The 26,524-nt window shown below is 64.8% G+C and carries 24 protein-coding genes; 4 read left to right on the forward strand and 20 right to left on the reverse strand.

The window, feature by feature from the left end:
• Window positions 1–33: 33 nt before the first annotated feature.
• The 14 genes from ACTPOI_RS16850 to ACTPOI_RS16915 all read right to left on the reverse strand — a co-directional run bounded on the left by ACTPOI_RS16850 (window position 34) and on the right by ACTPOI_RS16915 (window position 14,630).
• Window positions 34–1,047, reverse strand: a complete 1,014-nt coding sequence (locus ACTPOI_RS16850) for an ATP-binding protein (protein WP_440110848.1) — start codon at window positions 1,045–1,047, stop codon at window positions 34–36.
• Window positions 1,044–1,937 carry an HDOD domain-containing protein gene (locus ACTPOI_RS16855; RefSeq protein WP_440110850.1) on the reverse strand — a complete coding sequence of 298 codons (894 nt, stop codon included), beginning with the start codon at window positions 1,935–1,937 and terminating at the stop codon, window positions 1,044–1,046. Before ACTPOI_RS16855 ends, ACTPOI_RS16850 begins: the two co-directional genes overlap by 4 nt.
• The gene (locus ACTPOI_RS16860) at window positions 1,934–2,197 is read right to left on the reverse strand and encodes a hypothetical protein (protein WP_440110852.1); all 264 of its coding nucleotides are present in this window, start codon (window positions 2,195–2,197) and stop codon (window positions 1,934–1,936) included. Before ACTPOI_RS16860 ends, ACTPOI_RS16855 begins: the two co-directional genes overlap by 4 nt.
• Entirely contained in the window at window positions 2,194–5,178 is a 2,985-nt protein-coding gene (locus ACTPOI_RS16865) for an EAL domain-containing protein (RefSeq protein ID WP_440110854.1), read from the reverse strand. The genes ACTPOI_RS16860 and ACTPOI_RS16865 overlap by 4 nt, the downstream gene beginning before the upstream one ends.
• A gap of 218 nt (window positions 5,179–5,396) precedes the next feature.
• The gene (gene fghA / locus ACTPOI_RS16870; protein ID WP_440110856.1) at window positions 5,397–6,248 is read right to left on the reverse strand and encodes an S-formylglutathione hydrolase; all 852 of its coding nucleotides are present in this window, start codon (window positions 6,246–6,248) and stop codon (window positions 5,397–5,399) included.
• A 259-nt stretch (window positions 6,249–6,507) separates the two neighbouring features.
• Window positions 6,508–7,626: an S-(hydroxymethyl)glutathione dehydrogenase/class III alcohol dehydrogenase gene (locus tag ACTPOI_RS16875; RefSeq protein WP_440110858.1), complete on the reverse strand. Its 1,119-nt coding sequence runs from the start codon at window positions 7,624–7,626 to the stop codon at window positions 6,508–6,510.
• 193 nt (window positions 7,627–7,819) lie between these two features.
• Window positions 7,820–8,086: a metal/formaldehyde-sensitive transcriptional repressor gene (locus tag ACTPOI_RS16880; protein ID WP_440110860.1), complete on the reverse strand. Its 267-nt coding sequence runs from the start codon at window positions 8,084–8,086 to the stop codon at window positions 7,820–7,822.
• Window positions 8,087–8,580: 494 nt separating this feature from the next.
• The gene (locus ACTPOI_RS16885; RefSeq protein ID WP_440110862.1) at window positions 8,581–9,891 is read right to left on the reverse strand and encodes a citrate synthase; all 1,311 of its coding nucleotides are present in this window, start codon (window positions 9,889–9,891) and stop codon (window positions 8,581–8,583) included.
• 57 nt (window positions 9,892–9,948) lie between these two features.
• The gene (locus tag ACTPOI_RS16890; protein ID WP_440110864.1) at window positions 9,949–10,284 is read right to left on the reverse strand and encodes a succinate dehydrogenase assembly factor 2; all 336 of its coding nucleotides are present in this window, start codon (window positions 10,282–10,284) and stop codon (window positions 9,949–9,951) included.
• Window positions 10,285–10,288: 4 nt separating this feature from the next.
• Window positions 10,289–10,993 carry a succinate dehydrogenase iron-sulfur subunit gene (locus tag ACTPOI_RS16895; protein ID WP_069103264.1) on the reverse strand — a complete coding sequence of 235 codons (705 nt, stop codon included), beginning with the start codon at window positions 10,991–10,993 and terminating at the stop codon, window positions 10,289–10,291.
• Between the two features lie 22 nt (window positions 10,994–11,015).
• Window positions 11,016–12,824, reverse strand: coding sequence for a succinate dehydrogenase flavoprotein subunit (gene sdhA / locus ACTPOI_RS16900; RefSeq protein ID WP_440110866.1), 1,809 nt, complete (start codon window positions 12,822–12,824; stop codon window positions 11,016–11,018).
• A 25-nt stretch (window positions 12,825–12,849) separates the two neighbouring features.
• Entirely contained in the window at window positions 12,850–13,215 is a 366-nt protein-coding gene (gene sdhD / locus ACTPOI_RS16905; RefSeq protein ID WP_440110868.1) for a succinate dehydrogenase, hydrophobic membrane anchor protein, read from the reverse strand.
• Window positions 13,216–13,281: 66 nt separating this feature from the next.
• Window positions 13,282–13,716: a succinate dehydrogenase, cytochrome b556 subunit gene (gene sdhC / locus ACTPOI_RS16910; protein WP_440110870.1), complete on the reverse strand. Its 435-nt coding sequence runs from the start codon at window positions 13,714–13,716 to the stop codon at window positions 13,282–13,284.
• Window positions 13,717–13,850: 134 nt separating this feature from the next.
• Window positions 13,851–14,630 carry a GntR family transcriptional regulator gene (locus ACTPOI_RS16915; RefSeq protein ID WP_440110872.1) on the reverse strand — a complete coding sequence of 260 codons (780 nt, stop codon included), beginning with the start codon at window positions 14,628–14,630 and terminating at the stop codon, window positions 13,851–13,853.
• A gap of 239 nt (window positions 14,631–14,869) precedes the next feature.
• Between ACTPOI_RS16915 and ACTPOI_RS16920 the strand changes: the two genes are divergently transcribed.
• The 4 genes from ACTPOI_RS16920 to acnB all read left to right on the forward strand — a co-directional run bounded on the left by ACTPOI_RS16920 (window position 14,870) and on the right by acnB (window position 20,335).
• Entirely contained in the window at window positions 14,870–15,856 is a 987-nt protein-coding gene (locus tag ACTPOI_RS16920) for a malate dehydrogenase (RefSeq protein ID WP_440110874.1), read from the forward strand.
• Between the two features lie 17 nt (window positions 15,857–15,873).
• Window positions 15,874–16,956 carry an HpcH/HpaI aldolase/citrate lyase family protein gene (locus ACTPOI_RS16925; protein ID WP_440110876.1) on the forward strand — a complete coding sequence of 361 codons (1,083 nt, stop codon included), beginning with the start codon at window positions 15,874–15,876 and terminating at the stop codon, window positions 16,954–16,956.
• A gap of 32 nt (window positions 16,957–16,988) precedes the next feature.
• Entirely contained in the window at window positions 16,989–17,636 is a 648-nt protein-coding gene (locus ACTPOI_RS16930) for a hypothetical protein (protein WP_440110878.1), read from the forward strand.
• A 113-nt stretch (window positions 17,637–17,749) separates the two neighbouring features.
• Window positions 17,750–20,335, forward strand: a complete 2,586-nt coding sequence (gene acnB / locus ACTPOI_RS16935; RefSeq protein WP_440110880.1) for a bifunctional aconitate hydratase 2/2-methylisocitrate dehydratase — start codon at window positions 17,750–17,752, stop codon at window positions 20,333–20,335.
• Window positions 20,336–20,604: 269 nt separating this feature from the next.
• Here the strand turns inward: acnB and ACTPOI_RS16940 are convergent, their stop codons facing one another.
• From ACTPOI_RS16940 to cyoB, 6 genes are read right to left on the reverse strand one after another with little or no spacing between them, the layout of a single operon-like run.
• Window positions 20,605–21,153: a response regulator transcription factor gene (locus ACTPOI_RS16940; protein ID WP_440110882.1), complete on the reverse strand. Its 549-nt coding sequence runs from the start codon at window positions 21,151–21,153 to the stop codon at window positions 20,605–20,607.
• 38 nt (window positions 21,154–21,191) lie between these two features.
• Window positions 21,192–22,538, reverse strand: coding sequence for an ATP-binding protein (locus tag ACTPOI_RS16945; protein ID WP_440110884.1), 1,347 nt, complete (start codon window positions 22,536–22,538; stop codon window positions 21,192–21,194).
• On the reverse strand, window positions 22,519–23,406 hold the full coding sequence (locus tag ACTPOI_RS16950) for an SURF1 family protein (protein ID WP_440110886.1): 888 nt from the start codon (window positions 23,404–23,406) through the stop codon (window positions 22,519–22,521). The genes ACTPOI_RS16945 and ACTPOI_RS16950 overlap by 20 nt, the downstream gene beginning before the upstream one ends.
• Window positions 23,403–23,861, reverse strand: coding sequence for a cytochrome o ubiquinol oxidase subunit IV (gene cyoD / locus ACTPOI_RS16955; protein ID WP_440110888.1), 459 nt, complete (start codon window positions 23,859–23,861; stop codon window positions 23,403–23,405). The genes ACTPOI_RS16950 and cyoD overlap by 4 nt, the downstream gene beginning before the upstream one ends.
• Entirely contained in the window at window positions 23,862–24,494 is a 633-nt protein-coding gene (cyoC, locus tag ACTPOI_RS16960; RefSeq protein WP_440110890.1) for a cytochrome o ubiquinol oxidase subunit III, read from the reverse strand.
• Window positions 24,487–26,493, reverse strand: coding sequence for a cytochrome o ubiquinol oxidase subunit I (gene cyoB / locus ACTPOI_RS16965; protein ID WP_440110892.1), 2,007 nt, complete (start codon window positions 26,491–26,493; stop codon window positions 24,487–24,489). The genes cyoC and cyoB overlap by 8 nt, the downstream gene beginning before the upstream one ends.
• Window positions 26,494–26,524: the final 31 nt, after the last annotated feature.

Consider the following 26,524-nt stretch of genomic DNA (forward strand, 5'->3'; position numbering starts at 1 on the left):
TCCGTTGGCTCGGGGGGTACTGCGGCACGCCGCTCAGGCAGGCGTCGGTGCAGTGTCGGTCCGCTGTACCGGAATGGTGACACGGAAGGTGGTTCCCTTGCCAACTTCGCTGGTGACTTCCATGCGGCCGCTGTGTTTTTGCACAATGCCATACGAAAGCGACAGCCCCAGCCCCGTGCCCTGGCCGACGGGCTTGGTGGTGAAGAACGGGTCGAAGATGCGCTGCAGGTTCTCTTCGGCAATGCCGGCGCCGTCGTCGGCAATTTCCACCCAGGCCTCGGCACCCTCGGTGCCGGTGCGGATGGTGATGGTGCCGCGTTCCTTGGTGATGGCGTGGGCAGCGTTGACCAGCAGGTTCATGAACACCTGGTTCAGTTCGGACGGCAGGCACTGCACCTCGGGCAGGTCGCCGTACTGCTTGACGACGTCGGCCTTGTACTTGATCTCGTTGTTGACGATGTTCAGCGTCGAGTCGATGCCGTGGTGCAGGTTCACGCTCTCCCACTCCTGGCGTGCATCGACGCGCGAGAAATCCTTGAGGTCCTGCACGATCTTGCGCACGCGCTGGATGCCGTCGCGCGACTCTCGCATGAGGGTCGGAATGTCCTCCTTGAGGTACTCGATGTCCAGTTCCTCGCGCAGTTCGCGGATGCGGGCGACAGCGTCAACATCCGTCATGCTGGCCTCCGCCTCTTCGTAGGCGGCAAGCATCTGGAACAGGTCCTGCAGGTACTGCTCCAGCGTCCCGAAATTCGAGAAGATGAACCCGATGGGGTTGTTGATCTCGTGGGCCACACCTGCCGCGAGTTGCCCGATGGAGGCCAGCTTTTCCGACTGGATGAGCTTGTTCTTGGCGTCCGACAGCTTGGAGTTCAGGACCTTGAGTTCCTTGTTGGCCTGCAGCAGCTCGCCGACGATCGCGCGGATCTGTACGTCCGACATTTCGGCGAGCGTGAGTTCGGAGGGTTGCACGAGGGTGCATACAGGGCCATTTGCTTCGGGCAACTCGGCGGGGGCCGCCGTGCCAACCTGGGCGAGCGAGGTCATGTCGTTTCCTTTCCGGGGCGAAGCACCGCCTGCAATTGCTGAAACTCTTCTTCGATGCCGCGCAGCAGCACGGCGGTGCGCTGTTCGGTCAGCGCCAGCCGCTGCCAGGCGCCGCGGTCGACGGCAGGTACAGCTTCGCTGTCCAGTCCGGCCAGGTCAAGCGCGTGGGCCAGGGCGTCGGCCACGTGCACCACATCGGCCAGCGACACCTGTGTGGCGGCGCCCGGCTGGTGGTGCCCTGCGATGGCATCGGTGATCTCGGGCGCAAAGTGCCAGTGCTGGCATACCCACTGCCCCAGCTCGGCATGGGCGATGCCGGTAAGGGCCAGTTCGGCCTCGCAGTACGCGATGTCCTGCGACTCGGCCCAGGCCAGGATGGCGGCGGCGTCTTCAGGGTGGCGGCTGTCCACCAGCAGCCGGCCCACGTCGTGCAGCAGGCCTGCGGTGAAGGCGGCGGGCTCGTTCATGCCGTGCAGCCGGGCAATCTGGCGTGCTGCCACCGCGCAGCAGATCGAGTGGCGCCAGAAGGCCTCGATGTGCAGCGCCTTGCCATGCAGCTTTTCAAACTGCACCGTGAGCGCGGCCGCCAGCACCAGCGTGCCCAGCTGCCGCAGGCCCAGCACGTTGATGGCATCGCGTACCGAACCGATGCGGTTGCACAGCCCGTAAAAGGGCGAATTGGCCAGTTGCAACACCTTGACCGACAGCGCCTGGTCCAGCTGCAGGGTGTTGGCAAAGCTGTCCAGCGGGGTATCGGTCTGCTGCATGAGTGACTGCAGCTGCACCACCACGGTGGGCAGCGACGGCAGCGAACTCACATCGCGGGCGAGCGCTTCGCGGTCGAGCGCAATGGAGGGGGTACGCAGGGCAGGGGCGTGCAGGACGTTCATGGGGCGACTCCGCGGTGGGCGTACAGCGCGCGCTGAAGTTCGGGCGGCACCTGGCTGGCAGAGACCCGCCGGAACAGGTGCGCAAGCCTTTGTGCGGCAGGGTCTGGCGCGTCTGTAGCGTTGTCGGCGGATGCGGCGGATGCGGCGGATGCGGCGGAGACGGCGAGCGGACTTGCTGCAGCCGGTGCATCGGCCAAGGTGCCCGGGGCAGCGGTGCGTGTGGCTTGCGCTAGCGGGGAAGCGATGGCGAGGGAGGTCATGGTTGTGCCTGGGGTGAAAGGGGGTCGATCAGTGTGAGGATGATGCCGCGCGGGTGCGTATCGCCCAAGGCCCGTACACGGGCCTGCCAGGTGCGCCCGCCCAGGGGCAGCTCGATCTGGCTTGCAGCGGCATCGCTGGCAACACCTGCAGCCGCCAGGGCCGCGAAGTCGTGTCCCAGCGCGTGCGCCGCAGACTCGCCCAGCAGCGGCGTGTGGGCACCCAGCGCGCGCTGCAGCTCCTGGTTGGTCAAAACGATGGTGCCGTGGGGGTCTACCCCCAGCAGTGCCACGGGCAGCGAGTCGAGCAGGTCGCGGGCCGTGTTGGCGCGGGCGGCTTCGAGGTCAATCTGCTGCTGCTGGTTGTTCAGTACCAGCTCCAGCCGCTCGTTGGCCTGCGTGAGGGCCTCGCTGGCGGCCACCACCTCGGTGGCAAGGCGCTTGTTCTCATCGGCCATTTCCTTGTGCGCAAACGCTTCGCGCACATGCTCCAGCAGCCGCTCGTCGTCCCATGGCTTGGTCAGGAAGCGGTAGATCGCGCCTTCATTCACCGCATCGGTGATGGACTGCAGCTCGGTGTAGCCCGACAGCACCAGCCGCACGGTGTCGGGGTACAGGTCTTTTGCGCGACGCAAAAATTCCACGCCGGTCATGCCGGGCATGCGCTGGTCCGACAGCACCACGTCCACCTCGTACTCGGTCATGCGCTGCAGGCCTTCGGCGCCGCTGCCTGCGGTAACGATGCGGTACCCGTCGCGGCGGAACAGGCGCTTGAGCGACGAGACGATGCTCGGCTCGTCATCCACGAGCAGCAGCGTACGTTCGCGTCGGCGCGACAGCATGCTGTCGGGCAGGCGGGTTCGCTGCGCCAGCATCTGGATCAGGGTCTCGCCGTTGACGGGCGGGGCCAGCACCGGGCCCTGCATGCGGTCGCAGCCGCTGGCAATCAGCAGCGTGAGCTGGCCGGTGGTCTCCACGCCTTCGGCCATGACCTGCATTTGCAGGCTGTGGCCCATGTTGATGATGGCGCGGGTGAGCGACACCGCGCCCACCGCGGCCGTCACATCCGGCACGCACGAGCGGTCTACCTTGATCACGTCCACCGGCAGGCTGCGCAGCAGGGCCAGGTTGGTGAAGTTGGCGCCAAAGTCGCCCAGGGTGATTTCCACCCCCAGCGCCTTGAGCTGCGTCAGCGTGGGGCCCAGGCTGTCGCCGCCTTCCACCAGAGCCCGTTCGCTGATCTCCACGCCCAGGCTTTGCGGCGTCAGGCCGTACTGCTTCATGCAGCGCCGCATCTTCTCGAACACGTCGTGCTGCTGCAGCTCCAGCGTGCTGATGCGCGTGGACATGCGGGGCACGCGCACGCGGGCCTGCTCCCAGGCCTGCAGCTGCGCGCACAGTGCGTTGCGCTTCCAGTCGCCCAGGCTCACCACCAGGCCCGACTGCAGGGCCACGGGCATGAATTCCTCCAGGGGCACCGGGCCCAGCTCGGCACTGGTCCATTCCAGCACCGCCTGCGCGCCGATCACTTCACCGTTGGAGAGATCGGCCTGCAACTGGTAGGACAGCGCCAGCTCGCCGCGGTCGGCCGCGTGGCGCAGGCCGGATTCGATGGCCAGGCGGCGCATGGCCAGGGCGCGGGTCTCGGGCGTGAACACTGCCACCTGCTCGCCCTGCGCGTCGATGCGCATGCGCGCCATCTGTGCGGCTTCGAGCAGCTCTCCGGCGGTCTCGGCATCTTGCGGGAACCGTGCCACGCCCACGCGCGCACCCGGCACGATCTCGGACACCGCCACGCGCTCGGCGTGCGACAGGGCATCCACCACGGCGCGGGCATGGATGTGGCCTGTGGCATCAAGCCGGCTGCTGTGGGGCGAGACCATGATGGCGAATTCACCGCCATCGATGCGCGCCACCACGTCGCCGGACTCGGCCAGACCCTTGAGGCGCTCGGCCACGGCACGCGCCATGCTGTCGCCGGCGCCATAGCCCATGGCCTGCTTGAGCTGGTCGACCTTGTCCACCTGTACCGACAGCACCAGGAACGTGCCGGGGTCCCACCGGGCATGGTTGACGGCGGCATCGATCTGGTCGAGCAGATGCGTGCGGTTGGAAAGCCCGGTCACCACATCCTGGTGGGCCAGCTGCTGGATGCGCTGCTCGGCCTGGCGCTGCGCGGTGATGTCCTGGACGATCAGGTACCCATGCTGTTGGCCGGTGGCGTCTTCCTCGACCATGCCGCGCTGCAGGACCTCCATGCGCGTGCCATCCTTGCCCACCAGGCGGTGCTGGAACTCGAACGGTTCATCGGTGATGGCACCCTGCCAGATGGCTGCGACGTAGCCGCGCTCCTCCTTGGGCACCCAGCGCAGAAAGCGCTCGCTGCGCATCGGCTCCGGGCTGAACGGAATGCCCAGCAGGCTGTGCATGCCCTTGGAGATGACCATCTTGCCCGTGGTCATATCGATCTCGGCCGAGCCGCTGCGACCAATGGTCTCGGCCTGTTCCAGCATGCGTGCGCGCCAGGTGGCCGAAAAACCGCGCCCCTCGCGCCGCGTGTCGTCCACCAGTGTCACGACCTCGGCGCCGTCCAGCAGGGCCTGCAACGACCGGGTGTAGGCTCTGCCCACGAGCAGACTGCCGTCCTTGCGCTTGCTGTGCACCATGCGCGTTTCGCGCCCGATGTGCATTAACTGTGGCCACAGCTCCGGCCAGCGCTGCTGGAGCTCGTGAGGTGTGGCGTGGGCGTCGCCGTCGTCTCCGCCCAGCATGTGGGCCAGGTGGAAGTTGATGAACAGCGGCCGGCCGTGGTGCAGTACGCACAGGCCCATGGGCGTCGAGTCGAAAAGCTGGGCTTTGAGCCACTTCTGAGTCGCGCTGTCGGGCAGGGAAGGGAGCTCCGGCGCAGTGCAAGCCTCGTCGGGGCCCAGGTTCTCAGGGGCCGATGGCAGGCAAATCGAAGGCGCGGTGTCGGTAGGGTTCATGCTGTCCTCTGCAGGCCGGACCACAGGGAAGTGTTGAGGCCTGGGGACATTATCAGTTCAAAATCTGATATTTCAAAGCATATTTATCAAATTATCGCGGTTTGACGCAACTCATCACAGCCGCTGATAGTGGCTGCCCCGACCGCAATGCCGTGGGGGCCCGCCGGGCGGAGCGCCGCCGTGGTGTGCCGAGCAAGGCCTGTCGGTGGCACCAGCCGTCACAGCCGGGCGGCGTGGTGGTCCAGGTGGTCACCAATGAACGTCTGCACAAAGTAGTAGCCGTGGTCGTAGCCCGCATGCTTGCGCAGCGTGAGCGGCTGGCCAATGTGCATGCAGGCGTCCTCCAGAAGGTGCGGGTGCAGCTGCCCGGCCAGAAACTTGTCGGCCAGCCCCTGGTCGACCAGGATGCCCTGTGGGTATGGGGCGATGGGCTGCGCCTGCATCAGCGCCGTTGCATCGTGGGCGGCCCAGGCGGACTGGTCCGGCCCCAGGTAGCCCGAAAACGCCTTTTCGCCCCAGGGGCACTGCGTGGGCGCACAGATGGGCGCCAGGGCCGATACCGCCTTGAACCGGCCCGGGTGGCGCAGCGCCAGCGTGAGCGCGCCGTGCCCGCCCATCGAGTGGCCGCAGATGCCCAGGCGCTCCGCGTCTACCGGCAGTACGGCTGTGATAGCGGGCAGCAACTCGCCAAGCAGGTAGCTTTCCATGCGCCAGTGGCGGGCCCAGGGCGCCTCTGTGGCGTCCAGGTAAAAACCGGCACCCACGCCAAAGTCCCAGCTGTCGGCCTCGCCGGGCACATCGGCGCCACGGGGGCTGGTGTCGGGGGTGATCAGTGCCAGCCCCAGTTCGGCCGCCTTGCGCTGCGCCCCCGCCTTGACCATGAAGGTCTCTTCCGTGCAGGTGAGGCCCGCCAGATAGAGCATCGCCGGCACCGGGCCCTGGCTGGCCTGCGGCGGCAGGAAGACCGAGAACTTCATCGGCAGGCCGATGGTGGTGGAGTCGTGCCGGTAAAAGCGCTGCTCGCCGCCAAAGCAGGCATGGCTGCTTTGCAGGTCCAGAGTTGTCGTCATGTTTTTACTATGAATTTAATAGCTATCGAGGCTTTTAATATCTGGGCTTGCAGCCGATTTCGCTTGAAAATCGCTTGAGCGGACCACCCCGTTTTCCCAGCGCCCTGCGCTCCACGTCCGCTACAGGGCGGAACGCATGGTGCAGGGCTGCGGCCACACCGCCACCGGCAACGCCGGGCATCACCGGGGTGATGCCGTGCTCCGTGCACGCGGGGCACCTGCGGCTAATGCCATGAAGGCAGGCGCCTGCGCGTCGGGCTCAGGCCGCGGCGTACTTGACGACCGAGCGGATCGACTTGCCTTCGTGCATCAGGTCGAACGCGGTGTTGATGTCCTTGAGGCCCATGGTGTGCGTCACAAACGGCTCCAGCTGGATCCGGCCGGCCATGGCGTCTTCAACCATGCCGGGCAGCTCGCTGCGGCCCTTGACGCCACCGAACGCTGTGCCCAGCCACTTGCGGCCGGTAACGAGCTGGAAGGGGCGGGTGCTGATCTCTTGCCCCGCGCCCGCCACGCCGATGATCACGCTCTGGCCCCAGCCACGGTGCGCGCATTCCAGCGCAGCGCGCATCACGTTGACGTTGCCAATGCACTCGAACGAATGGTCCACGCCCCAGGTCGTCATCTCCACGATCACCTGCTGGATTGGCTTGTCGAAATCCTTGGGGTTGATGCAGTCGGTGGCGCCGAAGGTGCGGGCCAGGTCGAACTTGGAAGGGTTGGTGTCCACCGCGATGATGCGGCCCGCCTTGGCCAGCTTGGCGCCCTGGATCACCGCCAGACCAATGCCGCCCAGGCCGAACACGGCCACGGTGTCGCCCTCCTGCACCTTGGCGGTGTTCTTCACCGCGCCCAGCCCCGTGGTCACGCCGCAGCCCAGCAGGCACACCTGCTCGGGGTTGGCGTCAGGGTGGACCTTGGCGAGCGACACCTCGGCCACCACGGTGTATTCGCTGAAGGTGCTGCAGCCCATGTAGTGGTAGATGGGCTGGCCGTTGTAGCTGAAACGCGTGGTGCCATCGGGCATCACGCCCTTGCCCTGCGTGGCGCGCACCGCCACGCACAGGTTCGTCTTTCCGCTCTTGCAGAACAGGCACTCGCCGCATTCGGCGGTGTACAGCGGAATGACGTGGTCGCCCGGCTTCACGCTGGTCACGCCTTCCCCCACCTCCACCACGATGCCTGCGCCTTCATGGCCCAGCACCACGGGGAACAGGCCTTCGGGGTCTTCGCCGCTCAGGGTGAAGGCATCGGTGTGGCACACCCCGGTGTCGGTGATGCGGATCAGCACTTCGCCCTTTTTGGGTGGGGCGACGTCGATTTCGACGATCTGCAGGGGTTCTCCGGCTTTGAAGGCAACGGCGGCGCGGGATTTCATGGGGTGGCTCCTTGGCGAAAACGGATGGGATGGGAAGGATTGGGTGGTTATCAGGCGCAAGCGGTGGATGCCGGGTTCACGACGGGGGCACCGGTCAGGTCGGTCGCCTTACGCTTGACGCGCAGGGAAGGGGCGCCCGCACCGATGGTGCGAGTCGGCGGCAGGTGTATGCCCGGGGCGAGATATGGCGCTGTCATTTGAGGTACGAGCGCAGCAACGCCAGTGTTTCCTCAACCGCGGCCTGCGATGGCGCGGGCTTTTCGGCCAGCGTTTCGCGCACATGGCTGTCCAGCAGATCGGCCATCAGGCCATGCACTGCCCCGCGCATGGCGGCCAGCTGCTGCAGGATGGGGGCGCAGTCGCTGCCGGCCTCCACCGCGCGCTCCAGCGCCTCGGCCTGGCCCCGGATGCGGCGCAGGCGCGTGATGGCGCGTTGCTTGTCTTCGGCGGTGTGGGGCATGGGTGGATCGTGTGGAGGTCTGCGTGGTCGCCCGATGCGTAGGCGGGTGGGCGTTGTCAGTTCGTCAAACAGTCAGGTACTAGGGTGCAGTATAAAACGCCAGTCCAATGAGTGCTTGCGCTACCGGCCGAATAACCTCCACTACTGGGGGGGAGTACCGTCTGAGTGGCGGTGTAACGCTTAAAGGCGATTTCCACCCAGAGAAGGCAACCACGGCTTGCTGCGTCGCCGGTTTCGCAGCGGTAACCGCCAGGGCGTCGATGCCTGGTTGCGACGCGAAGCGCCCGCGCTGCCTGGCAATCTGGTGCGCGGGCGCAGCATCAAGCCACCGCAGACTGTTGCGTGAGGCCTGCCAGCGGGTGCCCGCGTGCCATTGGCCGTTGTGGAGGCCGCGCCAGTCACACCATTCTCAGGCGCCCGACCATGAAAAAAGCCCGCAGGCGTTGCCTGCGGGCTTGATGGTTGCGTACGGACGGCGCAGTGCGCCGTACCGATCAGCGGTTGGCCAGAGGAGGCACGTCGCGGCGCACGGAACCGGTGAACAGCTGGCGTGGGCGGCCGATCTTGTACTCGGGGTCGCCGATCATTTCGTTGAGCTGGGCGATCCAGCCGACGGTACGGGCCAGGGCAAAGATGCCGGTGAACAGGTTCACCGGGATACCGATGGCGCGCTGCACGATGCCGGAGTAGAAGTCCACGTTCGGGTAGAGCTTGCGCTGCACGAAGTAGTCGTCTTCCAGAGCGATCTTTTCCAGTTCCTTGGCCAGCTTGAACAGCGGGTCGTTTTCCAGGCCCAGTTCGGCCAGCACTTCATTGCAGGTTTCCTGCATGAGCTTGGCGCGGGGGTCGTAGTTCTTGTACACGCGGTGGCCAAAGCCCATCAGCTTGACGCCGGAGTTCTTGTCCTTGACCTGCTTGATGAACTCGCCGATCTTTTCCACGCCGCCCTGGGCCTGGATGTCGTGCAGCATGTTCAGGGCTGCTTCGTTGGCGCCGCCGTGCGCGGGGCCCCACAGGCAGGCCACGCCAGCGGCAATGGCTGCAAACGGGTTCGTGCCAGACGAACCGCACAGGCGCACGGTCGACGTCGATGCGTTCTGCTCGTGGTCAGCGTGCAGGATGAAGATGCGGTCCAGCGCGCGCTCAAGCACGGGGTTGACCTTGTACTCTTCGCAGGGCGTGCCGAACATCATGCGCAGGAAGTTGCCCGAGTAGCTCAGGTGGTTCTGCGGGTACATGTAGGGCTGGCCCACGCCGTACTTGTAGGCCATGGCGACCAGGGTAGGCATCTTGGCAATCAGGCGGATGGCGGCGATCTCGCGGTGCTGCGGATTGTTGATGTCCGTGCTGTCGTGATAGAAGGCCGACAGCGCGCCCACCAGGCCGGTCAGCACAGCCATGGGGTGAGCGTCACGGCGGAAGCCGCGCAGGAAGAACTGCATCTGCTCGTTGACCATGGTGTGGTTGGTCACGAGCTTGTGGAAATCGGTGCGCTGCGTCTCGTTGGGCAGTTCGCCGTTGAGCAGCAGGTAGCAGGTGTCCAGGTAGTCGCAGTTGGTAGCCAGCTGCTCGATGGGGTAGCCGCGGTACAGCAGCTCGCCCTTGTCGCCATCGATGTACGTGATGGCCGACTGGGTGGCCGCTGTCGACAGGAAGCCCGGGTCGTAGGTGAACATGCCCGTCTGTGCGTACAGCTTGCGGATGTCGATGACGTCCGGGCCGATGCTGCCCTGGTAGACCGGCAGGTCCACGCTGGGGCTGCCATTGCTGAAGGACAGGGTGGCTTTGTTGTCAGCTAGCTTCATTGTTAGTTTCCTTTGGTTTTGCCGATGATCATCCGGTCGGGTGGGGCTGACGGGCCCTCAGGCCTGCAGCACAGGGGTGCCGCCGCCTCGCCGCAGCATGCCCAGCACTTCATGAACCTCGGGCGTGTCCAGCGCCTCCGTGGGCTCCCGCCGCCGCAGCAGCAGGTCCAGAAGGTCGTTGTCCGCCAGGTCCATCAGGACCGCGAGGCCGTATGCATGTCGCTGGTTCAGCTCAGGCTCGAAACGGGCGAAGAACTGTTCGATGAACAGGTCGTTTTCGAGCAGGCCGCGGCGGCAACGCCAGTGCAGCTTGCTCAGCTCGCGCTCTGTCAGCAGCGGGGACGCTGCCGGCGGCACGTTGTTGGCGGTTTCACCCATGGCTGTCGGAAGCATCGGGTCAGATGGCGCGGCGCACCATCAATTCCTTGATCTTGCCGATCGCCTTGGTGGGGTTCAGGCCCTTCGGGCACACATCCACGCAGTTCATGATGGTGTGGCAACGGAACAGGCGGTAAGGGTCTTCGAGGTTATCCAGGCGCTGTGCTGTGGCTTCGTCGCGGCTGTCGGCGATGAAGCGGTAGGCCTGCAGCAGGCCGGCGGGGCCCACGAACTTGTCGGGGTTCCACCAGAAGCTGGGGCAGCTGGTCGAGCAGCTCGCGCACAAGATGCACTCGTACAGGCCGTTGAGCTCTTCGCGCTCTTCTGGTGACTGCAGGCGCTCTGTTTCGGGCGGCACGTTGTCGTTCACCAGATACGGCTTGATCGAGTTGTACTGCTTGAAGAACTGCGTCATGTCCACGATCAGGTCGCGGATCACGGGCAGGCCGGGCAGGGGCTTCAGGACCACGGTGCCAGGCAGCGTGTTCATGTTGGTCAGGCAGGCCAGGCCGTTCTTGCCATTGATGTTCATCGCGTCCGAGCCGCACACGCCTTCGCGGCACGAGCGGCGGAACGACAGGGTAGGGTCTTGGGCCTTGAGTTTCATCAGGGCGTCGAGCAGCATGCGCTCGCTGCCGTCGAGTTCCACCTCGACGGTCTGCATGTAGGGCTTGGCGTCCTTGTCAGGATCGTAGCGGTAGATTTGGAAGGTGCGTTTTGCCATGGTGGGGTGCTCCTGTATCCGTTTAGAACGTACGAACCTTGGGCGGAACTGAATCCACGGTCAGGGGTTTGAGTTTGACGGGCTTGTAGGTCAGGCTGTTGCTCTCGCTGTGCCACAGGGTGTGCTTCATCCAGTTGGCATCGTCCCGGCCCAGTGGTGCCACCGGGTCGTCCGCGGGGCGCTCGTAGTCGCTCACGGTGTGGGCGCCACGGCACTCCTTGCGGGCCGCTGCCGACACCATGGTGGCCTGGGCGGACTCGATCAGGTTCTCCACTTCCAGCGCTTCGATACGGGCCGTGTTGAACACCTTGGAGTGGTCCTTCAGGCCCACGCTGTTCACGCGGTTGCGCAGCTCGGCGATCTTCTTGACGCCTTCGTCCATGCTGGCTTGCGTACGGAACACACCGGCGTGCAGCTGCATGCTGGCGCGGATGTCGTTGGCCACATCCTGTGCGTATTCGCCGCTGCTGGCGCCCTGCAGGCGGTTCAGGCGCTCCAGGGTGCGGTCGGCCGCGTCCTTGGGCAGGGGCTTGTGGTTCTTGTTCTTGTCGTTGAACTCGACAATGTGGTTGCCCGCGGCGCGGCCGAACACCAGCAGGTCGAGCAGCGAGTTGGTGCCCAGGCGGTTGGCGCCGTGCACCGATACGCACGAGCATTCGCCCACTGCGTACAGGCCGTTGACCACGAGGTTGTCGTTACCGCCTTGCTGGATCACCACCTGGCCGTTGATGTTGGTGGGGATGCCGCCCATCTGGTAGTGGATGGTGGGCACCACTGGGATCGGCTCCTTGGTGATGTCGACGTTGGCGAAGTTGACGCCGATTTCGTACACCGAGGGCAGGCGCTTGTGAATGGTTTCCGCGCCCAGGTGGTCGAGCTTGAGCAGCACGTAGTCCTTGTTGGGACCACAGCCACGGCCTTCCTTGATTTCCTGGTCCATCGAGCGCGAGACGAAGTCACGCGGTGCCAGGTCCTTCAGCGTGGGCGCATAGCGCTCCATGAAACGCTCGCCATTGCTGTTGAGCAGGATCGCGCCTTCACCACGGCAGCCTTCGGTCAGCAGCACGCCTGCGCCGGCCACGCCCGTGGGGTGGAACTGCCAGAACTCCATGTCTTCCAGCGGGATGCCGGCGCGCGCCGCCATGCCCAGGCCGTCACCGGTGTTGATGAAGGCGTTGGTCGATGCGGCAAAGATGCGGCCTGCGCCACCGGTGGCCAGCAGCGTGGTCTTGGCTTCCAGGATGTGCAGTTCGCCGGTTTCCATTTCCAGTGCGGTCACGCCCACCACGTCGCCGTCGGCGTCGCGGATCAGGTCCAGCGCCATCCACTCGACGAAGAAGTTGGTGCGGGCCTTGACGTTTTGCTGGTACAGCGTGTGCAGCATGGCGTGGCCGGTACGGTCAGCTGCTGCGCAGGCGCGCTGCACGGGCTTTTCGCCGTAGTTGGCGGTGTGGCCGCCAAACGGACGCTGGTAGATCGTGCCGTCGGTGTTGCGGTCAAACGGCATGCCCATGTGCTCCAGGTCATACACGACCTTGGGCGCTTCGCGGCACATGAACTCGATGGCATCCTGGTCGCCGAGCCAGTCGGAGCCCTTGATGGTGTCGTAGAAGTGGTAGTGCCAGTTGTCCTCGGACATGTTGCCCAGCGAGGCGCCGATACCGCCCTGCGCCGCCACGGTGTGCGAGCGGGTGGGGAACACTTTGGAGAGCACTGCGACGTTCAGGCCGGCGCGTGCCAGCTGAAGCGAGGCGCGCATGCCGGAACCGCCGGCGCCGACGATGATGACGTCGAACTTGCGCTTGGTGATGTTTGCGTTGGTGTAGCTCATTGTTTTATGCCTTCAGTCGCGGGATTCAAAGACGCCACAGAACCTGGATGCCCCAGCCGGCGCAGGCAACGAGCCAGACGATGGTGAACACCTGCAGTGCCAGGCGCACGCCCACGGGCTTGATGTAGTCCATGAAGATATCGCGCACGCCGACCCACACGTGCCACGCCAGAGCGACGATCACCGAGAAGGTGATCACTTTCATCCACTGGCTGGAGAAGATGCCTGCCCAGGCGTCGTAGCCGATGGGGCCTTTGACGAGCAGCAGCTGGCCCAGCACGAGCACAGTGAACACGGCCATGAGGACCGCGGTGACACGCTGGCTCAGCCAGTCGCGCAGACCATAGTGGGCACCGACGACGATGCGCTTGGAGCCGTAATTGACAGACATGTGTTTTTTCCTTTGAATGTTTGCGTCAGCGGGGTGCGCGCATTGCGCACCGGGCCGGGTATGGCATCAGTACAGGCCGAACAGCTTGGCACCGAGCACCAGCGTGAGCGCAATGCTCAGCACCAGGGTGACAACGGCCGAAGACTTGCCGAATTCCTTGCTCACGGCGTCGTGGCTCACGTCCATCCAGAGGTGGCGCAGGCCCGCGATGAAGTGGTGCAGGTAAGCCCACATCAGCGCCAGAACCACCAGCTTGAAGAACCAGCCGGGTACGAAGCCCACGCCGATATTGAAGACCGCCTTGAATTTTGCAAACGAAATCTCGGACGACACCGAGGTATCGAACATCCACAAAATGAAGGGCAGGAGCAGGAACATGATCACACCGCTGACGCGGTGCAGGATCGACACCCAGCCCGCGGGTGGCAGGCGGTACGTCGTCAGGTCCTTGAAGGCATTGATGTTCCGGAATTCAGGCCGTTTTTTGGCTAGCTCTGTCATGTCTTGTGCTTTCGTGGATGTAACTGTTCTGTAATCGGTCTATGCAAACAACACAAAATTCTATTGCAACGCAACAATGAAGGTCTTTGATACAGCGAAATTTTCGACCTTAAAGCTCGGGTGCCAGCCCCATGTCAGCTCAATTCATTACGGTAATGGTGGGTATCGGTGAGATAAAGCCCGCGCCGTAACTCCATAGGTGCGTCGTTGTAGGTGTAGGCAATCCGTTCCACGCTGAGCAGGGGCGTCACGGGGGTAATCGACAGCAATTGCGTCTGTTCCTCGTCCGGCAGCACGGCGCGGATTTTTTCCTCGGCCCGTACCATGCGCACGCCAAAGTCCAGCTCGAACATCGCGTAGGTGGGGCCCTGGTAGTCGGCCAGCTGGTTGGCGGTGAGCCCCTTGAACGCCTGGCCGGGCAGCCAGATGTCTTCCAGGATGGTGGGCACGCCCGCAAAAGACAGGATGCGGCGCGCCTGCATCACGGCATCGCCGGTGCGCAGCGCCAGTGCGCGGGCCACGTCTGCACTGGCACGCACGCGCCGGCAGTCGATCACGCGGCGCTGGGCAGGGCCCTCGACGCGGGCGTCGCCCGAATCGGGCTGCAGCTTCAAGAACCGGTACTGCACATGCTGCTCGGCATGCGTTGCGACAAACGTGCCCTTGCCCTGGCGGCGCATCACCAGGTTTTCGGCCGCCAGCTCGTCAATCGCCTTGCGCACGGTTCCCTGGCTCACGCGAAAACGCGCGGCCAGATCCATTTCGCTGGGTATGGCTTCGCCCGGCTTCCATTCGCCCTGCTGCAGGCTTTGCAGGATCAGGCCCTTGATCTGCTGGTACAGCGGGCTGAACGCTGGCGTGGCCCCGCCCTGCATCGGGGCGGCGGCGTCAGCGGCAAAGGGCTGGGATGACATGGGCGATGGTGAAGGTGATTGCTGGGCCAGGCTCCGTGGGGAGATTGCCGCCCGCGCAAGGCAGGCGCCGGCAGCTTCGGGCAGGCCGAATCATATCTTATATAAGACATAAGACAAATTGACCCCCTGCTTTGTTCGGCGGTACAATCCGAGGCTGTTTTGCAAGGCACGGGCTGCTGGTAACAGGCGCTGGTGCAGCGTTGCATCCCCTGTTTTTTCACCTCCCTGGAGTTTTCACCATGAGCAAGAAGCCTGTTCGCGTGGCCGTCACCGGCGCCGCTGGCCAAATCGGTTACGCACTGCTGTTCCGCATCGCCTCCGGCGAAATGCTGGGCAAGGACCAGCCCGTCATCCTGCAGCTGCTCGAAGTGCCGGTGGAAGGCCCGCAAAAGGCCCTCAAGGGCGTGATGATGGAACTCGACGACTGCGCATTCCCGCTGCTCGTCGAGATGACTGCGCACAGCGACCCCATGACCGCCTTCAAGGATGTCGACTACGCCCTGCTGGTCGGCTCGCGCCCACGCGGCCCCGGCATGGAGCGTGCCGAGCTGCTGGCCGTCAATGGCGCCATCTTCACCGCGCAGGGCAAGGCCCTGAACGCTGTGGCCTCGCGCGACGTCAAGGTGCTGGTGGTGGGCAACCCTGCCAACACCAACGCCTACATCGCCATGAAGTCGGCGCCTGACCTGCCACGCAAGAACTTCACCGCCATGCTGCGCCTGGACCACAACCGTGCTGCCAGCCAGATCGCCGCCAAGACCGGCAAGGCCGTGGCTGATATCGAAAAGCTGACCGTGTGGGGCAACCACTCGCCCACGATGTATGCCGACTACCGCTTCGCCACCATCAAGGGTGAAAGTGTGGCCAAGATGATCAACGACCAGGAATGGAACGCCAACACATTCCTGCCCACCGTGGGCAAGCGTGGCGCGGCCATCATCGAAGCCCGTGGCCTGTCGTCGGCTGCTTCGGCTGCCAACGCCGCCATTGACCACATGCGCGACTGGGCCCTGGGCACCAACGGCAAGTGGGTCACGATGGGCGTGCCTTCGGACGGCCAATACGGCATCCCCAAGGACACCATGTTCGGTTTCCCCGTGACCTGCGAAAACGGCGAGTACAAGGTCGTGGAAGGCCTTGAAATCGACGCATTCAGCCAGGAGCGCATCAACACGACGCTGGCTGAGCTGCAAGGCGAGCAGGACGGCGTCAAGCACCTGCTGTAAAGCCAGCCCGCGCAAAGATGCAGCCGACGCCACAGGCATCGGGCCCCACGGCCGCCGAGCGCCCCTCCCAGGGGCCGGGCGCTGCATCACCGCCTGTTCGCCCCCATCCGCGGGACGTGCTCCTGGGGCCGCAGGCGCAGAGCCATCTGCTGCCGGTGTGTGACCACTACAGCGGCGTTGAGGTGCGGATGCGAAAGAGCCTGCAACTGCAGGCCGAGATGACGCAGGAGTTCGGTACCTGCGTGTTTGACGTCACCCTGGACTGTGAAGATGGCGCGCCCGTCGGCCTGGAGGCCGGGCACGCCCGTCTGGTGGCCCGTCTTGCGACCGAGGCCGCGCCCGAGGCGCGCGTGGCCGTACGCGTCCATGCAGTTGATCACCCGGCGTTCGCCAACGATGTGGACATCGTGGCGTCCGAGGCCGGGCACCGGCTTTGCCACATCATGGTTCCCAAGGTGGAGTCCGTCGACGACGTGCTGCGTGTGGAGCGCGCGCTCGCCCGTGCGGGCGCGGCCCACCTGCCCGTGCATGCCCTGATCGAATCCCCCGCCGCAGTGCAGCGCGTGTTCGAGATCGCGGCGCACCCGGCGGTGCAGAGCCTGAGCTTCGGCCTGATGGATTTCGTGTCGGCCCATGGCGGGGCGATCCCGGCGCACGGCATGAGCTCCACCGGCCAGTTCTCCCACCCCCTGGTTGTTCGGGCCAAGCTCGAGATAGCAGCGGCCTGCCATGCGCATGGCAAGGTGCCGTCGCACTGCGTGGTGATGGAGTTTGCCGATGCCGGCGCCATGCGCGATGCCGCAGGCCGTGCCGCCAACGAGCTTGGCTACACACGCATGTGGAGCATCCACCCGGCGCAGATCCGGGCGATCCTGCAGGCGTTTGCGCCTCGGCAGGACGATATCGAAGATGCTTCCAAAATCATAGCTGCCGCGGCAGATGCGGACTGGGCTCCCATCAGTCACGGTGGTACCCTGCACGACCGCGCAAGCTTCCGCTTTTACTGGCAGGTGCTGGAGCGCGCCCACCACACGGGCCGCGTGCTTCCGGCGGCGGTGCGCCACTGGTTCGACAGCGCGGTTTCTCCGGTTCATTCCTGAACCATCCTGAACCTCTCAACGCAGGAATTCCCATGAAAACCCTCATTGCCTCCGCCCTGATGCTTCTGGCGCCCACTCTGGCATTGGCGCAGGCCGCTGCCACTGCTCAGCCAGCGGCAAAGCCCGCCGCCAAGGCTGAAGCCGCCAAGCCCGCTGCCAAGGCGGCGACCAAACCGGCTCCCAAGGCTGAGTCCAAGGCTGCCAGCGCCGATTCGGCCAAGTCAGCCCCCAAGAAGGCCGTGGCCAAGGCCGAGCCGCCCAGCAGCCGCTCGCAGCTCAAGAGCGAGGCCAACCAGGTGGCTACCGGCATCATGGCGGCCGAGGCCGCGCTCTCGCCCGAGGAACTGGCCATTGCCGAGCGCGTGCATGTGGGCCGGATGCCGTGTGAGCTGGGTGCCTTTGTCACGGTGACGGCTGAACCGGCCAGCCCCGGCCACTTCCGCGTGGAAGGCAAGGGCTTCAAGTACTTCATGGTGCCTGTGGCCACCACCACCGGCACCGTCCGGCTGGAAGACGCCAAGGGCGGCGCCGTGTGGCTGCAGATTGCCAACAAGTCGATGCTCATGAACCAGCGGCTGGGCCAGCGCCTGGCGGATGAATGCATGAGCCCCGAGCAGATCGTGGTGGCCGAAGCCATCAAGAAGAACCCGCCCGTGAGCGTGCTCGAACCCCTCAAGTAACCAAGCCCCGTGCAGCCGCTGGCCGCCTTGAAGGCGCCCCAGAGCGACATGCCGGCTGGCTGCCTTGCCCTCGTGCCCCACTTTGAATAGATAGACGCAACCGGAGAAAAATGATGTTGAAAGCCTACCGTGACCATGTGGCCGAGCGCGCTGCGCTGGGCATTCCGCCCCTGCCGCTGAGCGCCAAGCAGACCAGCGAACTGGTCGAGCTGCTCAAGAACCCGCCCGCTGGCGAAGAAGCCACGCTGGTGGACCTGATCACGCACCGCGTGCCTGCGGGCGTGGACGATGCGGCCAAGGTCAAGGCAAGCTACCTGGCTGCCGTGGCGCACGGTACAGAGGTCTGCACACTCATCGGCCGCGAAAAGGCCACGCAGCTGCTGGGCACCATGCTGGGCGGCTACAACCTCACCCCGTTGATCGACCTGCTCGACGACGCAGCAGTGGCCTCGGTGGCTGCAGAAGCGCTCAAGAAGACGCTGCTGATGTTCGACCAGTTCCATGATGTCAAGGAAAAGGCCGACAAGGGCAATACGTTCGCCAAGTCTGTGCTGCAAAGCTGGGCCGATGCCGAATGGTTCACCAGCCGTCCCGAAGTGCCCCAGAGCATCAAGCTCACGGTGCTCAAGGTCACCGGCGAAACCAACACCGACGACCTGTCGCCCGCACCCGACGCCTGGAGCCGCCCCGACATCCCGCTGCATGCGCTGGCCATGCTCAAGAACAAGCGCGACGGCATCACGCCTGAAGAAGACGGCAAGCGCGGCCCGGTGAAGTTCATCGAAGACCTGCGTGCCCGTGGCAACCTCGTTGCCTATGTGGGCGACGTAGTGGGCACGGGTTCGAGCCGCAAGTCGGCCACCAACAGCGTGCTGTGGTTCACGGGCGAAGACATCCCGTTCGTGCCCAACAAGCGTTTTGGCGGCGTCTGCTTGGGCAGCAAGATTGCTCCCATCTTCTACAACACCATGGAAGACGCCGGCGCCCTGCCGATCGAGCTGGACGTGAGCCAGATGAACATGGGCGACGAGATCGAGCTGCTGCCCTACGCCGGCAAGGCGCTCAAGGACGGCGCGGTCATCGCCGAGTTCGAAGTCAAGAGCGAAGTACTGTTTGACGAAGTGCGCGCTGGCGGCCGCATTCCGCTGATCATCGGCCGCGGCCTGACCACCAAGGCCCGCGAGGCCCTGGGCCTGCCACCTTCCACGCTGTTCCGCCTGCCCCAGGTGCCCGCTGCCACTGGCAAGGGCTTCACCCTGGCGCAGAAGATGGTCGGCCGCGCCTGCGGTCTGCCCGAAGGCCAGGGCGTGGTGCCCGGCACGTACTGCGAACCCCGCATGACCTCGGTCGGCTCGCAGGACACCACCGGCCCCATGACGCGCGACGAACTGAAGGACCTGGCCTGCCTGGGCTTCAGCTCCGACCTGGTGATGCAGTCGTTCTGCCACACCGCTGCTTACCCCAAGCCCGTGGACGTGAAGATGCACCACGAGCTGCCAGACTTCATCAGCACGCGCGGCGGCATCTCGCTCAAGCCCGGCGACGGCATCATCCACAGCTGGCTCAACCGCATGCTGCTGCCCGACACCGTCGGTACCGGCGGCGACTCGCACACCCGTTTCCCCATCGGCATCAGCTTCCCGGCTGGCTCCGGCCTGGTGGCGTTTGCTGCCGCTACGGGCGTGATGCCGCTGGACATGCCCGAATCGGTGCTGGTGCGCTTCAAGGGCCAGATGCAGCCCGGCGTCACCCTGCGTGACCTGGTGCATGCCATTCCGCTGTACGCCATCAAGGCCGGCCACCTCACCGTGGCCAAGCAGGGCAAGAAGAACATCTTCTCGGGCCGAATCCTGGAAATCGAAGGTCTGCCCGACATGAAGGTCGAGCAGGCGTTCGAGCTGTCCGACGCTTCGGCCGAGCGCTCTGCCGCTGGCTGCACGGTGCGCCTGAACAAGGAACCCGTGATCGAGTACATCAACTCGAACATCGTGCTGCTCAAGAACATGATTGCCCAGGGCTATGCGGATGCGCGCACCATCGGTCGCCGCATCAAGGCCATGGAAGCCTGGCTGGCCAACCCCCAGCTGCTGGCCCCCGATGAAGACGCCGAGTACGCCGCCGTCATCGAGATCGACCTGTCCGAGATCACCGAACCCATCGTCTGCTGCCCCAACGACCCCGACGACGCCAAGACGCTGTCGGACGTGGCCGGCGCCGCGATCGACGAAGTGTTCATCGGCTCGTGCATGACCAACATCGGCCACTTCCGCGCGGCTTCCAAGCTACTCGAAGGCAAGAAGGACATCCCCGTCAAGCTGTGGATGGCCCCGCCCACCAAGATGGATGCCCAGCAGCTCACCGAAGAGGGCCACTACGGCGTGTTCGGCGCGGCCGGTGCCCGCATGGAAATGCCCGGCTGCTCGTTGTGCATGGGCAACCAGGCGCAGGTCAAGGAAGGCGCCACCGTGATGTCTACCAGCACCCGGAACTTCCCGAACCGCCTGGGCAAGAACACGAACGTGTACCTGGGCTCGGCAGAGCTGTCGGCGATCTGCTCCAAGCTCGGCCGCATCCCCACGAAGGAAGAGTACCTGGCAGACATCGGCGTGATCAACAAGAACGGCGACAAGATCTACAAGTACATGAACTTCGACCAGATCGCCGAGTTTGCTGACACGGCCAAGGAAGTGACTGTGTAATCACGCCAGCGGCGAACCCTTCAAGCCCGCCCGGTGCAAGCCGGTGCGGGCTTTTTACTTGGGAGGCACGCAGCTTGATTCGATTGCTACGTAATTGATAGCATTCAGGCATGATAATACCTGGACTGCAGGCCGATATGACCGAAAATTCGCTCTGGAGTGCCCGCACAGCGCCTCCCGGGCCCACTCGGCCGGTCCCTGCAGCCATCCACTCCTGGCTTGCGGCTGCCAGCCATCTTCCGGGCACCTTTGTGCGGAACCGACCGGTATCAGCGCACCTGCTTTTTTTCCAGCTTGCGGATCAGGGTGCGCCGGTGCATGCCCAGCCGGCGGGCGGCCTCTGACAGATTGAATTCGGTCTCGGCCAGCACTTCGTTGATGTGCTCCCACTCGAGCGTCTTGATGGAGCTGGAGCGGTTGGTCAGCTCCACCTCGGTGGTGCCGGCCTTCATGCCGAAGGCGGCCTCGATGTCGTCCGTGTTCGAGGGTTTGGCCAGGTAGTGGCATGCACCCAGCTTGACGGCCTCGACCGCGGTGGCAATGCTGGCAAAGCCGGTAAGCACCACGATGAGCATGTCTGCGCTGGCGGCGTGCAGTTTTTGCACGCACACCAGGCCCGATGCATCTCCCTTGAGCTTGAGGTCCACCACGGCATATCCGGGCTCGTGGTCTTCCAGCAATTTCTCTACCTCGGCCAGGCTGGCTGCGTGCAGCACGCGGTAGCCGCGCCGCTCGAATGACCGCGTCAGCGTGCGCGCAAACGCCTCGTCGTCCTCCACGACCAGTAGCAGGCGTTCTTCTTGTTCGGGTGTGTCCATGCGCGCGTCTTTTTCTTTTGGGGGGCGGTCGTGGCGCGTCAGTGGGCCTGTGTGCGCAACGCAATCGCAGCCAGTGGCAAGTCAATGGTGACTTCGGCGCCGCCTTCGGCCCGGTTGCGCGCCGTCACGCCGCCGCCCAGTGTGCGCGCCACGTTGAGCACCAGGTACAGCCCCAGCCCGCCACCCGGGCGATTCTTGGTCGATTGGTAGGGCGTGCCCAGCCGCGACAGCATGTCGGCCGAAAACCCGGGCCCGGCGTCGGTCACGGTGATGCGCAGGCTGTCGTCCTGGCGCGCTGCCGACAGGCGCACCCAGGCGGGTGAGGCGTCGCGGGCGTTGTCCAGCACATTGAAAACCATCTGCTGGAGCGTGGTGTCAGACACCATGGGGGTGTCTGCGCCGAAGTGGTTCTCGTATTCAAAGCGCGGCATCGACCGCGTGTCGCGCCATTCCTGGGCCAGTGCATCTACAAAAGTGCACACGGTGGTCTGGGTCGATGCTTCGCCACGCGTTTCGCCTGCCGACAGCAGGATGCCGCTGACGATGCTCTTGCAGCGCTGCACCTGCGTCTGCATTTCTGCAATTTCTTCCCGCAGCGCTGCGTCTCCCAGCAGGCGCTTGTCGTGCTGCCAGTCGCCCAGGATGACCGCCAGCGTTGAAAGGGGCGTGCCCAGTTCGTGCGCAGCGCCCGAGGCCAGCAGGCCCATGCGCACGATGTGTTCTTCTTCCACGCGGCGGCGGCGGGCCGCGGCCAGCCGGGCATCGCGCTCCCGCAGGTTGCGGTGGATGCGGGTGATGAACACCATCACCAGCGTGGCGTTGAGCACAAAACACACCAGCAGGCCCAGCATGTACAGGCTCGACAGGCCCTGGTCCAGGTCCTGCGGCAGCGCCAGCGGCAGGTGGTATTCGGCCAGCGCGGCAAAGCAGGCCACGGTGATGGCCACAATGGTCCAGATGTATGCGCCGCGCAGCAGCACGGCGCCCAGCGTGATCTGCAGCAGGTACAGGAACACGAACGGGTTACTGGTGCCCCCGCTCAGGTAAAGCTGCACGGTGAGCACCGCCACGTCGATCAGCAGTGCCAGGAACAGCTCCACATTGCGCACCGGCCGCCCCATGCGCAGGCGCAGCAGGCTGACCACGTTGAACAACGCCAGGCAGCCGACCACCAGCAGCATCTCGCGCACCGGCAGGACCAGGCCCAGGCTGTAGTGCGCCATCTCGATCGTCAGCACCTGCCCGATCACGGCGGTCCAGCGCAGCTGGATCAGCTGCTGCAGGTTCTTGACGCCCGCGGTGGCATCGGCCGACCGGGCCGTGCTGCGCTGCTGCAGCAGCGTGGCCGCAGTGGGCGGCGGGGTTTCAGGTTGCGTGGGGCTCATCGGTGGTGGGGGTGGCACGGTTGCCTGCCGATGCAAGCGAACGCTCATAGCGTGCCACATACCAGCCAGCCACCACAACCATGAGGGCAAGGCCGTACCAGGTGAGGGTGTAGACCAGATGGCTGTTGTGAAAGCGGATGACCGTCATGCCTTCGCGGGGCCAGGGGCCTGTGCTGGCGCTGCGGGCGTCGGTATCGCCGCTGCTGCCGGGGGCGGCGGTGGTGGCGGCGGGCAGGCCGGCGTCGATGAAGAACGGCGCCGCGCGCGGAAGGCCCAGCGCGGTGCTGATGGCCGCCACGTCGCGCGAGAACCAGCGCCCGCCCGCGGCGTCGTTGGTGCGCAGGAACCCACCATCTGGCTCGGTAATACGCAGCAGGCCGGTGATTTGTACGGGGCTTTCGGCTGCCCCTGTGGCTGGGGTCGCGCTGGCCGTGGACGGGGCACCGGGCAGCCACCGGCTGCGCTGGTCCTGCGGCACAAAGCCGCGGTTCACCAGCACCGTGGTGCCGTCGGACTGCTGCAATGCCGACAGAACCCAGAAGCCAGCGCCCAGTTCGGTCACTGCCGTGGTCAGCACCGTCTTGCCTGGCAGCCAGCGGCCTTGGAGGGTAACGGGCAGATATTCGTGGTCAGCCACTTCTATGGCGGGCCAAGTGGCTTCGGGCGGAATAGGGGAGGGCGGTGCATCCACCCGGCCCTCCACGCGTTCGATCAGCGCCAGTTTCCATGCGCGGCGCTCCACCTGCCAGGTGCCCAGGGCCACAAAGCCCAGGAGCAGCACCACGCCCACCAGTGCCAGCACGGCCCTGCGAAGGCGCCGGCTAGGCGCAGACGCAGGCGCAGGGGCAGACGTGGCGGAGGCGGTCAAGGTGTCGAATGCCCCGGTGCTTCATGCAGCGCGGGCACCTGGGGCGTGGGGTGGTCCGGCATCATGTTGGCGTTCATGTTGTACATCACCCAGAGCGTGCCGCTGATGGTGATGGCCACAAACACGACGGTGAAGATGGTGGCCAGCAACGTCCAGCCGCCCTCGATCTTGCCGTTCATGTGCAGGAAGTACACCATGTGCACCAGGATCTGCACCACGGCAAACGCGCCCAGCACCATGACGGCGGTGTTGCGGTCGGTGATGACCTTGGCCATGACCAGCCAGAACGGGATGGCCGTCAGGATGACCGACAGCACAAAGCCCGTCATGTAGCCCGAGAAGGTGCTGTGCGGTTCGTCACCGTGGTGGTCGTGGTCATCGTGGTGGCCGTCGCCATGGTGACCGTGCGCGCCGGCATGCGTGGTTGCGTGGGTTGTTGTGTGTTGTGCGCTCATTTACAGCACCCCCATCAGGTACACAAAGGTAAAGACGCCGATCCAGACCACGTCCAGGAAGTGCCAGAACATCGACAGGCACATCAGGCGGCGGTTGTTCTCGGGGATCAGCCCGTGCTTGTTGATCTGCACCATCAGCACCACCAGCCAGATCACGCCAAACGTCACGTGCAGGCCGTGCGTACCCACCAGCGCAAAGAAGGCAGACAGGAAGGCGCTGCGCTGCGGCGTGGCGCCCTGGCCGATCAGGTGAGCAAACTCATACAGCTCCAGGCCCAGGAAGCACAGGCCCAGGACGCCGGTGATCGCCAGCCACGCCAGCGTGCCGCGCACATCTTTTTGCTGCTTGCGCAGCATGGCAAAGCCGAAGGTGATGGACGACAGCAGCAGAAAGGCCGTATTGATGGCCACCAGCGTCAGGTCAAACAGCTGTGCACCCGTGGGGCCTGCGGCATAGCTGCGCCCCAGCACGCCGAAGGTGGCAAACAGCGCAGCAAAGATGAGGCAGTCGCTCATCAGGTACAGCCAGAAGCCCAGCGCCGTGCCGTTGGGCGGGTGTGGCTCGTGCGCAAGGTGGTAGGCGCGGGCAGGCATTGCCGCGGCGCCGCTGGCGGAAAGGCGGATATCAGACATGGCTTGCGCTCAGTTGTTGTGTGCGGATGCGTTCGGTCTCGGCCACCTGGGCGGCCGGGATGTAGAAGTCGCGCTTGTAGTTGAACGTGTGGGCGATGGACACTGCCAGCAGCGCCACAAACGACACGCCGGCCAGCAGCCACATGTGCCAGATCAGCGCAAAGCCGAACACCAGCGAGATGCCCGAGATCACTGCACCGGCCCAGGTGTTGGCAGGCATGTGGATCGGCTGGAAGCCGGCCAGCGGGCGCTGGTAGCCGTGGCGCTTCATGTCCCACCAGGCGTCAATTTCATGCACCACCGGCGTGAAGGCAAAGTTGTAATCCGGTGGGGGCGACGAGGTGGCCCACTCCAGCGTGCGGCCGTCCCAGGGGTCGCCGGTCCAGTCGCGCAGTTCGTCGCGCTTCAGATAGCTCACCACCAGCTGGATGATGAAGCAGGCGATGCCGGCAGCAATCATGGCAGCGCCAATGGCGGCGATGATGAACCAGATCTGCAGCGACGGATCTTCAAAGTGGCTCACGCGGCGCGTGACGCCCATCAGGCCCAGCACATACAGCGGGCCAAAGGCCACCCAGAAACCCACCACCCACAGCCAGAAGGAGCGCAGGCCCCAGGTGCGGTCGAGCTTGTAGCCAAAGGCCTTGGGGTACCAGTAGTTGATGCCAGCGAACAGGCCGAACAGCACACCGCCGATGATGACGTTGTGGAAGTGCGCAATCAGGAACAGGCTGTTGTGCAGCACGAAGTCGGCCGGGGGCACGGCCAGCAGCACGCCCGTCATGCCGCCGATGGCGAACGTCACCATGAAGGCCACCGTCCACAGCATGGGCAGCTCGAAACGGATGCGGCCCTTGTACATGGTGAACAGCCAGTTGAAGATCTTGGCGCCCGTCGGGATCGAGATGATCATCGTGGTGATGCCAAAGAACGTGTTCACGCTGGCCCCGGAGCCCATGGTGAAGAAGTGGTGCAGCCACACCAGGTACGACAGGATGGTGATCACCACCGTGGCGTACACCATCGACGTGTAGCCGAACAGGCGCTTGCGGCAGAACGTGGCCACCACTTCGGAGAAGATGCCAAAGCACGGCAGGATCAGGATGTAGACCTCGGGGTGGCCCCAGATCCAGATCAGGTTCACGTACAGCATGGCGTTGCCGCCCAGGTCGTTCGTGAAGAAGTTGGTCCCGACATAACGGTCGAGCGACATCAGCACCAGCGCTGCGGTCAGCACGGGGAACGACGCCACGATCAGGGCGTTGGTGCACAGGGCCGTCCAGGTGAAGATGGGCATCTTCATCAGGTTCATGCCGGGCGCGCGCATCTTGATGATGGTGACGATCAGGTTGATACCCGAGAGCGTGGTACCCACCCCCGCAATCTGCAGCGACCAGATGTAGTAATCCAGCCCCACCCCCGGGTTCTGCGACCCCAGGTTGGACAGCGCCAGCCAGCCCGAGGTGGAGAACTCGCCCAGGAACAGCGAGAACATCACCAGCACGGCACCGGCCGTGGTCATCCAGAAGCTGAAGTTGTTCAGGAATGGGAACGACACGTCGCGCGCGCCGATTTGCAGCGGCACCAGGTAGTTCATCAGGCCCGTAACGAGCGGCATCGCCACGAAGAAGATCATGATCACGCCGTGGGCGGTGAAGATCTGGTCGTAGTGGTGCGGTGGCAGGTAGCCCATGTTGTCGCCAAAAGCCATGGCCTGTTGCAGGCGCATCATCACGGCGTCGGCAAAGCCGCGCAGCAGCATCACCAGGCCCAGGATCATGTACATGATCCCGATCTTCTTGTGGTCGATGCTGCAGATCCAGTCGCGCCAGAGCGGGCCCCACAGGCGGTACTTGGTCAGGCCCGCCATCACGACGAGGCCGCCCAGCATGGTGGCGACAAAGGTCCAGAGCACGATCGGATCGTGCGCCATGGGTATCGAGTCCCAGGTGATGCGACCTAGGGCCCAGTGCGGTTCGGTAGGGATGACGGAGGACATAGGTACTCTCTGAGGTGACGTCAGCGGCAGC

The sequence above is a fragment of the Acidovorax sp. BL-A-41-H1 genome (assembly GCF_051942715.1).

Excerpts from the sequence above, each read along its gene's own strand:
- ACTPOI_RS16850 (WP_440110848.1), bottom strand. The coding sequence starts at position 1,047 with ATGACCTCGCTCGCCCAGGTTGGCACGGCGGCCCCCGCCGAGTTGCCC.
- ACTPOI_RS16855 (WP_440110850.1), bottom strand. The coding sequence starts at position 1,937 with ATGAACGTCCTGCACGCCCCTGCCCTGCGTACCCCCTCCATTGCGCTC.
- ACTPOI_RS16860 (WP_440110852.1), bottom strand. The coding sequence starts at position 2,197 with ATGACCTCCCTCGCCATCGCTTCCCCGCTAGCGCAAGCCACACGCACC.
- ACTPOI_RS16865 (WP_440110854.1), bottom strand. The coding sequence starts at position 5,178 with ATGAACCCTACCGACACCGCGCCTTCGATTTGCCTGCCATCGGCCCCT.
- fghA (WP_440110856.1), bottom strand. The coding sequence starts at position 6,248 with ATGACGACAACTCTGGACCTGCAAAGCAGCCATGCCTGCTTTGGCGGC.
- ACTPOI_RS16875 (WP_440110858.1), bottom strand. The coding sequence starts at position 7,626 with ATGAAATCCCGCGCCGCCGTTGCCTTCAAAGCCGGAGAACCCCTGCAG.
- ACTPOI_RS16880 (WP_440110860.1), bottom strand. The coding sequence starts at position 8,086 with ATGCCCCACACCGCCGAAGACAAGCAACGCGCCATCACGCGCCTGCGC.
- ACTPOI_RS16885 (WP_440110862.1), bottom strand. The coding sequence starts at position 9,891 with ATGAAGCTAGCTGACAACAAAGCCACCCTGTCCTTCAGCAATGGCAGC.
- ACTPOI_RS16890 (WP_440110864.1), bottom strand. The coding sequence starts at position 10,284 with ATGCTTCCGACAGCCATGGGTGAAACCGCCAACAACGTGCCGCCGGCA.
- ACTPOI_RS16895 (WP_069103264.1), bottom strand. The coding sequence starts at position 10,993 with ATGGCAAAACGCACCTTCCAAATCTACCGCTACGATCCTGACAAGGAC.
- sdhA (WP_440110866.1), bottom strand. The coding sequence starts at position 12,824 with ATGAGCTACACCAACGCAAACATCACCAAGCGCAAGTTCGACGTCATC.
- sdhD (WP_440110868.1), bottom strand. The coding sequence starts at position 13,215 with ATGTCTGTCAATTACGGCTCCAAGCGCATCGTCGTCGGTGCCCACTAT.
- sdhC (WP_440110870.1), bottom strand. The coding sequence starts at position 13,716 with ATGACAGAGCTAGCCAAAAAACGGCCTGAATTCCGGAACATCAATGCC.
- ACTPOI_RS16915 (WP_440110872.1), bottom strand. The coding sequence starts at position 14,630 with ATGTCATCCCAGCCCTTTGCCGCTGACGCCGCCGCCCCGATGCAGGGC.
- ACTPOI_RS16920 (WP_440110874.1), top strand. The coding sequence starts at position 14,870 with ATGAGCAAGAAGCCTGTTCGCGTGGCCGTCACCGGCGCCGCTGGCCAA.
- ACTPOI_RS16925 (WP_440110876.1), top strand. The coding sequence starts at position 15,874 with ATGCAGCCGACGCCACAGGCATCGGGCCCCACGGCCGCCGAGCGCCCC.
- ACTPOI_RS16930 (WP_440110878.1), top strand. The coding sequence starts at position 16,989 with ATGAAAACCCTCATTGCCTCCGCCCTGATGCTTCTGGCGCCCACTCTG.
- acnB (WP_440110880.1), top strand. The coding sequence starts at position 17,750 with ATGTTGAAAGCCTACCGTGACCATGTGGCCGAGCGCGCTGCGCTGGGC.
- ACTPOI_RS16940 (WP_440110882.1), bottom strand. The coding sequence starts at position 21,153 with ATGGACACACCCGAACAAGAAGAACGCCTGCTACTGGTCGTGGAGGAC.
- ACTPOI_RS16945 (WP_440110884.1), bottom strand. The coding sequence starts at position 22,538 with ATGAGCCCCACGCAACCTGAAACCCCGCCGCCCACTGCGGCCACGCTG.
- cyoD (WP_440110888.1), bottom strand. The coding sequence starts at position 23,861 with ATGAGCGCACAACACACAACAACCCACGCAACCACGCATGCCGGCGCG.
- cyoC (WP_440110890.1), bottom strand. The coding sequence starts at position 24,494 with ATGTCTGATATCCGCCTTTCCGCCAGCGGCGCCGCGGCAATGCCTGCC.
- cyoB (WP_440110892.1), bottom strand. The coding sequence starts at position 26,493 with ATGTCCTCCGTCATCCCTACCGAACCGCACTGGGCCCTAGGTCGCATC.